The 7,657-nt window shown below is 36.9% G+C and carries 5 protein-coding genes and 1 pseudogene; all 6 read left to right on the top strand.

Translation table 11 applies throughout. From position 1 onward, the window contains the following. The first annotated feature begins 524 nt into the window (after nt 1-524). A pseudogene (locus tag ABNX05_RS26575) lies at nt 525-2,023 on the top strand (RHS repeat domain-containing protein). Further along, nucleotides 2,008-2,649 (top strand): hypothetical protein, encoded by a 642-nt coding sequence (locus ABNX05_RS25820; RefSeq protein WP_349662305.1) that lies wholly within the window; start codon nt 2,008-2,010, stop codon nt 2,647-2,649. The pseudogene ABNX05_RS26575 and the gene ABNX05_RS25820 overlap by 16 nt, the downstream one beginning before the upstream one ends. 66 nt (nt 2,650-2,715) lie before the next feature. Next, the gene (locus tag ABNX05_RS25815) at nt 2,716-3,042 is read left to right on the top strand and encodes a DUF5713 family protein (RefSeq protein WP_349662304.1); all 327 of its coding nucleotides are present in this window, start codon (nt 2,716-2,718) and stop codon (nt 3,040-3,042) included. A gap of 367 nt (nt 3,043-3,409) precedes the next feature. Further along, nucleotides 3,410-5,311, top strand: a complete 1,902-nt coding sequence (locus tag ABNX05_RS25810) for an RHS repeat domain-containing protein (RefSeq protein WP_349662303.1) — start codon at nt 3,410-3,412, stop codon at nt 5,309-5,311. 3 nt (nt 5,312-5,314) lie between these two features. Then, complete coding sequence (locus ABNX05_RS25805; protein WP_349662302.1) at nt 5,315-5,722, top strand: immunity 22 family protein; 408 nt, start codon at nt 5,315-5,317, stop codon at nt 5,720-5,722. Between the two features lie 488 nt (nt 5,723-6,210). Further along, nucleotides 6,211-7,657, top strand: a 1,447-nt coding sequence (locus tag ABNX05_RS25800) for an RHS repeat domain-containing protein (protein WP_432760175.1), incomplete at its 3' end; no start/stop codon positions are given.

Raw genomic sequence — 7,657 nt, 5'->3', positions numbered from 1 at the left:
GAGCGATTACACGAACGAATGGAAGAAATGACAAAGCAAGATGGACAAGCGCCAGATATCGTATTTGAAGCAACAGGTGCAAATGTCAACTAATGTAGTTAACCGCTGTCATCAATGAAAAAGGCGAAGTGTATCAGTTTGAACTTGATACAAAAGGCAATATCATCAAGGAAATCGGCTTTGATGAACTTACAAGAACGTATGAACGAAGTCTGGGAGGATTAGTTCAGAGAATTCAACGTCCAGGTGATCGTTGGACAGCGTATCAGCATGATGGTCTAGGAAATGTTATCCGAGCTGATTATTATGATAACACTTGGGAAACGTTTGGCTATGACAAAAATGGTTCTTTAATTGAGACTGAAAATGAGCATGTGAAAGTAAAGCTAGATCGAGACCCATCTGGACAAGTGACCAAGGAGTGGCAGAATGACCATTGGATCGCGAGTAGTTATGATCAATTAGGCAATCGTTCACAGATTACGAGTAGCCTAGGCGCAAAAATTGATGTTGCTCGCAATGAAATGGGGAATGTGTCGCAAATCACAGCTTCTCGTTTAGAGCAAGAAAATTGGACAGCATCAATGCAGTACAATGAACTTGGTCAAGAGATTGAAAGAATCTTACCAGGGGATGTCATCAGCAAATGGCAATATGACGTAACTGGTAGACCGACACACCATCGAATAAATAGCCAAAATCGTGACACACGAAGACGCGTATATAATTGGGACGTCAATCATCGATTACGAAGCATGGTAAATGAGTTAACCGGTGTAAAAGTTACCTATGGTTACGATGAATTCAGTAACCTCGTTTGGTCCAATCAAGGCGGTCAATTTGACTTCTTACACCGCAGTGTCGATGATGTCGGGAATTTGTATGAAACAAAAGAAAAGACAGATTGTGTCTATGGTGCCGGAAGCAGATTGCTTGAAACAAAAGAGGCAACCTTCACTTATGATGATGAAGGGAATCTCATTCAAAAGATTGAGAAGAATGGTGATACGTGGAAGTACGAATATAACGGAAATGGCATGATGTCTAAGGTCATCATGCCAGACAACACAGAGTTACTTTCAAGTATGACTCGATAGGTAGACGGATAGAGAAGTGTTCAAACGAAAAGATAACGAAATTCATATGGGATGGGAATACTATCCTTCATGAGTATTTCTTGCAGAATACTTCAGATAAATTTGAAAATCCTGTTGAGTATTCTTCAGAGAATAAATCTGAAATACCAGATAATCTAGTCACATGGGTGTTTAACGGTGGGTTCGTACCTTCAGCTAAAATTACGAGTGAAGGTAACTATAGCATTATTAGTGACTATCTAGGAACGCCTGTAGAAGCCTATGATGAAGAAGGTAATAAGGTTTGGTCAGCTGAGCTTGATATATTCGGTAGGGTAAAAGAATTTACAGATGTAGAAGATTTTATCCCATTTAGGTATCAAGGGCAGTATGAAGATGTTGAAACAGGATTATATTATAATCGATTCCGTTACTATTCCCCAGTCGAGGGTATATATACTCAGGTCGATCCGATTGGGTTGACTGGTGGGAATCCAACATTATATGCTTACGTAATTGATCCAAATATTTGGATAGACCCATTTGGACTAAATGTAAGTACAGGAGCTGGAAGAACACATATTACTTATGAGGGTATAAGAAACGGCAAGCAATATACAGGTTATGCGAGTATGCCAGGGACTGGACGAACTCCCTCAGAAGTACTGAATTATCGTTATCCTGGAGGATTTGATCCAGCTAATCCTAAAGTTCCAGATGTTCGTCCTGATATTATGTATCATGTTGAAGGTGTTGATGGTAAAAATACAGCACGTGGTCTTGAACAACATGGATTCGAGGAAAATGTTAAAAATTATGGTAGAGATCAAGTTGACAATAAGCAAAATCCTGTAGGAAAAAATAATAAAAAAAGAGACAAGTATAAAAAAGCTGCAAAAGCGGAGTTAGAAAAACGAGCGGGTATTCCAACTTGCAAAAAAAGATAAGAAAGGGTGTTGGTATGTTAAAAAGGTTTAGCTGGAAGAAAGACGATATACATTCAATTCAATTAAAAGATAATTTATATATCATTGCTCAATTATTAGAAAGTCCATATGTTGCATTTTTTAATATCTCAAGTGAAAGTAATAATTTTAATGAGAAGCCACTTGACTTAAATGATTTAAAACCTTTTGGGGTATGTATGGTTTTAAATGAGTTTTTTAAAAAATGTTCTGTCGGAAAGGAGAAAAATGTAAAACCTAACTTGAATATTCCAATACCAGAGATTTTTATTAGTAGTGACAGAGGACAGTGGGGAAATCGTTCGGAATTTAGTGATGATGAACTTATATATAATTTGGTGAGAATTGATCCCATAGTCGGTGATAAGGGTCTTATGGGTAATGAAATTATCCAATATAATATCGATAGAAAAGACCTGGGGATTTTAGATAACTATGAAATTGTTGGATACAACACTGGTTATGAATTTGTACGTCGCTTAATTTTATCTTTTGAGAATAACCGTTGGATCGATCCATTAAAAGAACAACGATTGCTTGGTGTAGATAACTATCCGTTAAAAACAGTAGAAGAAATGTGGCAGTATGGGGTTCCAAAGTATGAGTAGATATATTGGTGAAAATTTTTAAGCTTAGGCTCTATTAATTACAACAACATCAAAGGGGGAAACATTGTGAAGAAACTTGATTCTGGTTTCAAATATCTAGTGGAAATGTACGAAGATCCTTTTTTTCCAACTTTTTTAGTGGATAAACTTAAATCGCATATTGTTAAAGTAGTACATTTTATTGAGGCGAACCCTCATACAATAGATGAGATTCAGGAAAAATTAGACGAAATGACTATAGCTATCAATGAGCTACAGAATGATTTTTATCAAAATGATAGTGAGATTGAAACGGTTGCACGAGATTCAATCGGAGCAACAGTAGAAGGAATTTTACAATATTTCGAGCTTGATATCGATACTGAAGAAGCTATTAGAGAACGGGAATGGTAAAATATTATATAAACAAGGTATCTTCATAGATACAACTGTCTCGATACACCACTTTGTTTATACCAAAAAAGCACTACAACTGATTCTCTGTTATATTACTTTGACAAAATGCTTGTTATAAAGATTTTAAAAAATATGTAAAGAAGTCGTCATAAGCACTTCTTTACATATTTTTTTTGTTGAATGTGAAATTGTTTTTTCCTGTAGTGCTGATTATTGATTTACTCATTTTTACTCGTTATAAGGATAAGGAAAAAATTAGTATTGATTTTTTATGTTATTTTTGCTTCTTAATTCTCTTTTATTTTGTCAGAAAGTCTGGTCATGTAAGCTTTGTATCAATGGACTCAGCAGGATTTGATTGGTCTTGAAGACAAGAACCATCTCTCTGTGGATAGGTACGGGATACGAATATAGTTGCCAGACGCTCATACGTTCTTTCAATATCATCAAAGAAATCGGTTTTGATGAGCTTACAAGAACGTATGAACGAAGTCTGGCTGGATTGGTTCAGAGAATTCAACGTCCTGGCGATCGTTGGACAGCGTACCAGCATGATGGTCTAGGGAATATCATTCGAGCTGATTATTATGATGACACCTGGGAAACGTTTGGTTATGACAAAAATGGTTCCTTAATTGAGACTGAGAATGAGCATGTGACTGTAAAGCTGGAGCTAGACCCAGTTGGACAAGTGATTAATGAGTGGCAAAATGACCATTGGATTGCGAGTAGCTATGATGATTTAGGCAAACGTTCACAGATTACGAGTAGCTTAGGCGCAAAAATCGATGTCGCTCGTAATGAAATGGGCAATGTGTCACAAATAACGGCTTCTCGCTCAGAGCAAGAACATTGGACAGCATCCATGCAGTACAATGAACTCGGCCAAGAGATTGAGAGAATCTTACCAGGGGATGTCATCAGCAAGTGGCAGTATGATACGACGGGTAGACCGACACACCATCGAATAAGTAGTCAAAACCGCGATACACGAAGACGCATGTATAATTGGGACGTCAATCATCGATTACGAAGCATGGTAAACGAGTTAACGGGTGTAAAAGTTACCTATGGTTACGATGAATTCAGTAACCTCGTTTGGTCCAATCAAGGTGGTCAATTTGATTTCATACACCGCAGTGTCGATGATGTCGGGAATTTGTATGAAACGAAAGAAAAGACAGATCGTGTTTATGGTGCTGGAAGTAGATTGCTTGAAACGAGAGATACAAAATTTTCTTATGATGAAGAAGGAAATTTGGTTCAGAAAGTTGAAAAGAACGGTGATACGTGGAAGTACGAATATAACGGAAATGGCATGATGTCTAAAGTTATCAAACCAGACAACACAGAAGTTACTTTTAAGTATGACTCGTTAGGTAGACGAATAGAGAAAAGTTCTGACGAAAAAACAACTAGAATCGCGTGGAATGGAAATGTTATCCTGCATGAATATTCAGATAATTATTCAGCTGAACTAGAAAATGATAGTCTAGTCACATGGATATTTAATGAGGGGAACGTACCTTCAGCTAAAATTACGAATGAAGGTAATTACAGCATTATTAGTGACTATCTAGGAACGCCTGTTGAAGCCTATGATGAACAAGGTAATAGGGTTTGGTCAGCCGAGCTTGATATCTATGGTAGAGTGAATGAATTTACTGGTGAGAAAGACTTTATCCCATTCCGTTATCAAGGGCAATATGAAGATATAGAAATTGGATTGTATTATAATCGATTTAGATACTACGACCCGGAACAAGGGAATTATACTCAAGTAGATCCAATTGGACTTGCTGGTGGAAATCCTACTTTGTATGGATATGTTAGTAACCCTAATGCTGAGCTAGACTTATTCGGACTTGCACCTTGGAAAAACGGTGGATTTATTGAGTGGTTTAATAAAGCTACTCCAGAGCAAGTTTCTCAACACATTCAATCTGTTAAAAGAGCACTACGAAATGGCGGAGGTTTTCATGAGATGTTTCCTGTATCCATTGCTGTAAAAGCGAGGGAATTAGGATTCTCAGCAGAGGAACTGTTGGAAATGGTAGTTCCTTTAAATGGTGATAAAAAAGTATTTTTTGAAGGTATATTGGATGGAGATGGTAATACAATATCAGGTAAACATCACAGTAGTAGTGCAAGTAAGCGATTCCATGACATGTTAATTAAAGAGTTAAAGAGTGCTAAAACGAAGGAAGAAGCACTTGGAATAATCAATAAAAATCATGATAATCATATGAAGATGAGGTGTAAATAACAAATGAATTATGGAGAACAAAACACATCTAAAGTGCATATTTGGGTAGGAAGTAATTTTGAGAAGGAATTTGAGGAGTATTTTGAATTAGACTATAGAGAAGATGTAGAAATAGGAGATTTAGATTATAAAATCTGTGGTTTTTGTAAAGATATAGGGGAAGTATTTTACGATGAGGACTGGATTGGATTTACACAGCACTCACAAGAGATAGACTTAGATATTCTGATAAACCAAGATGAATTATCAGTTACGGAAGAAAATATAATAAAAATTAGAGAGATTTGTATAAAGAAGGGCGTTGAAAAAGCGAATGCAGCGTTTTGGTATTATGATGGTGATATCATGATAAAAGATAAAGAAAAGCTTTATAATAAACTAACTTATATTGGAATGTTTGATGCTATTTAGTATTTAAGTCGGAATAACCCAAAATAATCTGTTATACGGTAAGTGGAAAATTGTATGATGGATTTCTACATTAACCACCTTTCGGTAGAATAGCTAATAGAGATATTCTACGAAAGGTGGTTTTATTTTCCAACTAAGCTTAGAGACATTAGTTCAAATCGCGGCGGAGATCCAACACAAAATTATCAGCAACGTCAATAGAATTACCATAGATAAGAAAATGCAATAGGTGATCTATCCTGTAACAGATCTTTAGTGTATAAAAAGATTTGAAGTTAAATTAAAAAGGGCAATAAATCTATTTAAAAGGATTTTATTGCCCTTTTGATCTTTATATCTAACTAAAGCTTAGCTTATGACGTTGATCTGAACTTAAGTCAAGTGACATTACCTGACGGAACAAGTTCGACATGGACATATGATCGCCGTGGTAACTGCACTACAACGACCAATCCCTAGGGGCTACAAAGAAATTCGGTTATGATAACTTGAATCGCCTTGTACGGGCAAATCTTTCAGATGGTAACGATGTTCAATTAAAGTACAATGCCTATGACGAAATTATTTCTGCGAAAGATAACCATACGCAAGTAGCCTTTGATTACACCATTCTTGGTAGCTTGGTGTCTCGAGAACAAGGTGGAAAGAAAGTCAAATTCACCTATGATACAGAGGAGCAGTTAACCGCTGTCATCAATGAAAAAGGCGAAGTGTATGAGTTTGAACGCGATACGAAAGGAAATATCATTAAGGAAATTGGCTTTGATGAGCTGACTAGAACGTTTGAACGAAGTCTGGCAGGATTGGTTCAGAGGATTCAACGTCCGGGTGATCGTTGGACAACGTACCAGCATAATGCTCTAGGGAATGTCATACGAGCTGATTATTATGATAACACTTGGGAAACGTTTGGTTATGACAAAAATGGCTTGTTAATTGAGACTGAAAATGAGCATATTACCGTGAAACTAGAGCGAGACCCATCTGGACAAGTGATCAAGGAGTGGCAAAATGACCATTGGATTGCGAGTAGCTATGATGAATTAGGCAATCGTTCACAAATTACGAGTAGCTTAGGTGCAAAAATAGATGTCGCTCGTAATGAAATGGGCAATGTGTCACAAATCACGGCTTCTCGCTCAGAGCAAGAAAATTGGACAGCATCCATGCAGTACAATGAACTTGGACAGGAGATTGAAAGAATCTTACCAGGGGATGTCATTAGCAAATGGCAGTATGACGTAGTAGGTAGACCAACACACCATCGAATAAATAGTCAAAACCGCGATACACGAAGACGAGTATATAATTGGGACGTCAATCATCGCTTACGAAGCATGATAAACGAGTTAACAGGTGTAAAAGTTACTTATGGTTACGATGAATTTAGTAATCTCGTCTGGTCCAATCAAGGCGATCAATTTGACTTTTTACATCGTAGTGTCGATGATGTTGGGAATTTGTATGAAACGAAAGAAAAGACAGATCGTGTCTATGGTCCAGGAAGCAGATTGCTTGAAACGAGAGATGCAACATTTTCTTATGATGATGAAGGGAATCTCGTTCAGAAAGTCGAAAAGAATGGTGATACGTGGAAGTACGAATATAACGGCAATGGTATGATGTCTAAAGTCATCAAACCAGATAACACGGAAATTTCTTTCAAGTATGACTCGTTAGGAAGGCGAATAGAGAAAAGTTCTGAAGAAAAAACAATGAGTTTCGTATGGGATGGGAATATTATCCTATATGAGTATTTCTCGGAGAAGAATTCAGATGAATTTGAAAATCTAGTAGAGCACTCTTCACAGAATAAATCTGAAATTCCAGATAATCTAGTCACATGGGTGTTTAATGAGAGGGCACTGAAAAACTTCATCTGGTTCCACTTAGCGAGGTATTCGACGATTCAATCGTCGAATACCTCGCCTTTTT

It is taken from the genome of Lysinibacillus zambalensis (assembly GCF_040183165.1).
Taxonomy (GTDB): domain Bacteria; phylum Bacillota; class Bacilli; order Bacillales_A; family Planococcaceae; genus Lysinibacillus; species Lysinibacillus zambalensis.
Note: the sequence above shows the minus strand (reverse complement) of the source record. Positions and strands in the feature narration are given on the sequence as shown.

What these genes read in the sequence shown, in the direction of transcription:
- ABNX05_RS25805 (WP_349662302.1), top strand. Translation starts at nt 5,315, where the DNA reads ATGAATTATGGAGAACAAAACACATCTAAAGTGCATATTTGGGTAGGA.